The sequence below is a fragment of the Photobacterium lucens genome, assembly GCF_009873615.1.
In the GTDB taxonomy this organism is placed as follows: Bacteria; Pseudomonadota; Gammaproteobacteria; order Enterobacterales; family Vibrionaceae; genus Photobacterium; species Photobacterium lucens.
The window spans coordinates 1-4,403 of the sequence record NZ_SSMG01000123.1 but is presented as its reverse complement, the minus strand read 5'-3'; the positions used below and the strand labels follow the sequence as shown (position 1 = coordinate 4,403).

At 39.6% G+C, this 4,403-nt stretch carries 2 protein-coding genes; one reads left to right on the top strand and one right to left on the bottom strand.

What is annotated here, in order from left to right:
* The coding region (locus tag E5A76_RS20465) for a hypothetical protein (protein WP_222932510.1) at window positions 1–189 on the top strand (189 nt) is incomplete at its 5' end.
* Window positions 190–288: 99 nt separating this feature from the next.
* Here the strand turns inward: E5A76_RS20465 and E5A76_RS05900 are convergent.
* The gene (locus tag E5A76_RS05900) at window positions 289–4,197 is read right to left on the bottom strand and encodes a M66 family metalloprotease (RefSeq protein WP_161118381.1); all 3,909 of its coding nucleotides are present in this window, start codon (window positions 4,195–4,197) and stop codon (window positions 289–291) included.
* Between the last annotated feature and the right edge of the window lie 206 nt (window positions 4,198–4,403).

Genomic DNA, 4,403 nt, shown 5'->3' with positions numbered 1-4,403 from the left:
AAATATACCAAAGCTTTATATGGCTATATCTCACTTGATACGATTATCAATAGCCAATTAGGAGCAAAAGTTAAATTTAATAAATTGAAATTAAAGAGAGTTTATAATCTTAAAAAGATAGAAAAGCAGGCTTCTGCAATACCGGAAGCATTCAAAAAAAACCATAAAAAGAAAACTACCATAAAATAAAAACATATTATATTCCAATAACATTTAAATGAGAAATATAACTGCAAAATGTAGTCGCTAAAAAAAAGGGATATAAATATTATTTATATCCCTTTTATATTAACTAATTGTCGCTGTTAACGGTGCTCCATTAACAGACTGAGCTAACCCAGCTTCAGGCTTCGATATCGGTTTACTTGCTAATACTTTATCACTACATACTACTGTTGCACTCACAGGGTTATCTGACTCTGCAACATTAACATGAAACTTATTCATGAATTTTTCGGATAAACGGTGACCGGGCAACCAAAATTGCTTCATTTGACCACTTGCTAATTCAACATCTAAATGACAACTATTCGACTGAATATATTCGCTATCATCTGCATAGGTATAACCACGGGAGCCGTGCAATGCCGGATATATATAGCTCGTTAGCTTTTCTTCCGGATCGTAATAACCCACTAATGTTGTAACTGGTACTCCGAATTTCTCAGGTTTCTTTTCAATTGTCGTCGAAAAGCTATCATCGCGAATCCAAGTTTTACCATCAGAGCGATAGGTCAAATTTTTCGGGTTAAAAATCGTTTCACCATTAATATGGAAGTTGGTATTCCACAGCGCATCATGATTAATAATAACAACACGACCTTGTGGAACATCCGCCGCATTTGGGATGGTTATATCCCCTGACCAATCATTATTTCTCGAAGCTACTGTAATCGCATTCGCAGTCTCGAATTTCTTGGCAATATAAGCTGCATCATCCGCTTCGCCTTCTAAGACATTGCCACCAATCACTAGCATATCTCGTACTGTAACTTGATAGCTAAATGCTTCCATTTGATGACTCGTATTATTCCACTTTAAGTAGCCAGTCGGTGAATCCTCAGAAAATACCATACGATTTTCCATTACTCGCTGCATCTTCGTACTTGAGAATGGGGTATACATGGTATAGCGGTTATCAGGGTACATACTGCCTTCACCACCGTACATCGCATCAAAGCCAAATTGGAAACCATGCCATGGCTGAACACAAATTTTCTCTTCCCCTGGGTTTTTCTTCGGATCACCGATACACGATGGCTTATTCGACGGGTTCTTATAGAAGTTAGGAATAAATACATTTTTATCGCTATCCCATCCCCATGTCGAATCTTGTTGATCTGCAGGATGGTGGATACTCATATCATAGCCTTCACTATGACTCAGTTCGATACCATGCCCCGCTTCGTGACTCATTTCGTTACCAACAGTTCCCGTTAAGGTAACAATCCCCCCACCGCCAGAGCCACCATGATCCTGATTCCATGGCCCTTCAACGATTTTATCACCTTCTCTTTTCTTTAGATAACGACCAATCGATGTATGTGCCGTTAGCATTAGCGCAAGATTTGAATGCGCATCTTGGCCTGGACCATCAGAAGCATTGAAACCAAAGTTAGCACTATCAATACCAATTGAAATCAAAGATTTGGCAATATCACTACGCATGTCACCTTCTTGCCAACCACCAATGCCAGGTGAATAATCTTTATAAAGCTGACCATTTGGCATCATGATTTCATCAAACGTCATATTCTGATAACGACTTACAACCAAACGACTAATTGGTAATGTTTGGTAATATTCACGAGGTAGCTCAAGATCTTTTGCAAATTCCATCGTATCTTGTCGTTGTGTTAACATGCCGATATCAATGGTATTCATGTACAGCACTGTTGGTGCTCCTACATTGACATTATCTAGCGTTCCCGTCTTACCATCATGTGAAAAATCCAAACGTAAACCATAATGCATCCATGATGCTGGAATTTTTGCCGTCCAATAACCGTGTCCATAGGTCACTTTAGAGATAGCTAAATCTCCAGCAGTAAACCACTGACCACCGACGTTATAAAACACAACCGTCTGACCAATATTGATCCCCATATAGGCATTACGTTCACCTTTAGAGATACTATTGGCATATCGCACATCGGTTGTATATGGGCTATCTGCTTTTATAATCAGATATTTACCATCAAACTTTGGATTAAAATCAAGCAATAGTTGATGCAGACGCAACCACTGGGTTGAATGCAGAAATACACCGTCTTTACTTTCAATCAGCTGTTGATCTAAATATTCTGTATTGCCTTTGTCACCTTCAGCTGCAACTTTGGCAGTATCAATTGCCGTTAGCTTTGAAGGATCCAGATTAAAGTCGGCCTTAGTCAAATCTGCTTTAGGATTAACGCCAGAAATAGACGGTAATTTATATGGGCGCTCCAAAACTAATGTACCGAGCTTCGAACCATTGGCATCATAACCTTCCACTTTAACAGGCAAGGTTTCATCAAAGTCAGCATCTTTAGCTTTAAACATCACTAAAGTTGCGCGCTCACCAATAAGATGCTGGGTCGACTCCGCAGGTGTATGAGTAATTTCACTACCATTTACATTATGCAGATGCACAATGTCTTCTTTATGATTTTTTGATGGGATCACATGGTTCTGTGCAAACAACACGGTCGCTTCTAAGTTACCATCAAGATCACTTGGGTAATCATTAGTATTAAAAGCAAGAGGCGGAATATAACCGACATCTTCATAGTTAACTTGGATCTGGCAATCGGCATGAACATCGCTCACAAGGTATTTATTATCAACCAATGAACCATCACAACCAGTAATGCTTTTTAGCTTGTTTTTCGAGTCAAATTTAATGGTAAATTCACCATGACCACCAGCAACAACGGTCATTTTTTCAGGGCTGATCGTACCAATACCCGTCACATGAGTTGTGATCTCAAACTGTCCTTTATTAACATGAATGTTAAGTGGAGTATCAGCAGAAAGCTTGCCATCACTGGCTATCACAGTTGCGGTAAAATCTCCCACCAGCTTAATGTCAGGCGTTGCAGTGATCACACCAGTTTTACTATCAATCATTAACCATGCTGGAGCATTTAAAAGGCTATAAGTTAGCGGATCGCTATCTTCATCACTGGCTGTCGCAGTGATATCCAGCGTATTACCAGCTGTCATGGTTTGAAGTGCAATAGGCGTCCACGTTGGAGCTTTATTCACATCATCAACAACGAGCTGAACAGTCGATGTTACTTGTTGCTGACCATTTGATGCCGTTATCGTGAACGTAAAATCACCGTTATCATCACGACCTGGCGTACCAGATATAACACCTGTTTGAGGGTTAATCTGCATCCAACTTGGCTGTCCTGATAACGTGAAATGCAATGGCTTACCGTTGGGATCTTTCGCTGAGATTTGTGCAACGAAAGGTTGGCGCGTACGTGCAGTCATCTTACCTGCAATCGTCATCACAGGGGTTGGATTAACGAGTGTATTAATCATCACTGAGGTAAAAGCTTTAGCTTTGCCATCAGAGACTTCAACTCTCAAAGCATGCTTACCAACAGCCGTCGGCTTACCCGTAATAATACCTGTTACAGCGTCTATTTTAGCCCAAACAGGTGCATTAATAAGGCGATACGTTAAACGGTTATTGTCTTTATCATTCGCTGATACAGCAACAGTAAATGGCGTATTGACCACAATATTCTGAGCAGATACAGGCAAGATAGTTGGTGCGTTATTACTATCACCAATCACAACGCTAACTTGAGTACTATTGGTTTGTTTACCGTTAATTGCCGTTACCGTGATCGTATAATCACCGTTGTCGTTTTGATGTGGCGTACCTGATAGCTCACCCGTATTAGGATCGATCGTTAACCAACTTGGGTTATTTGAAATCGAGTAAGTTATTACGGCACCGTTATTGGCGGACGCCTTAATTTGACCATGTACAGGCTGTCCCGTCATACCCGTTACAATACCCGATAAATCAAAAGTGGGTTTTGACGGCGTAACGTCAACAATAGGTTTTTTATTATCGGTACTAGAATCAGAAGAGTCAGGTTTAGGCGGAGTTACATTGAACTTGGCATCGCCGCCACCATCATGACACCCCGATAAGCTGAGCAAGACGATAGAAGAAAGTAGTGTTTTTTTTAGCATAAATATCTTTTTATTTTAATTATTAACGTATAAAAATACACAAGGCAGAAATGTAAAAGATACTTAAAAAAAACACATCGTCAATATTTTGACACAGAGTGAAAAATAAAAGTATGTTGAAACAACAACATAACAATTACAAAATAATTAAATTATAACGACAAAAAAATCTTATCGCGGCGCGATTTTTAAATCCTCCCTGAAAA

Coding starts and splice junctions, on each gene's coding strand:
- E5A76_RS05900 (WP_161118381.1), bottom strand. CDS start 4,197: ATGCTAAAAAAAACACTACTTTCTTCTATCGTCTTGCTCAGCTTATCG.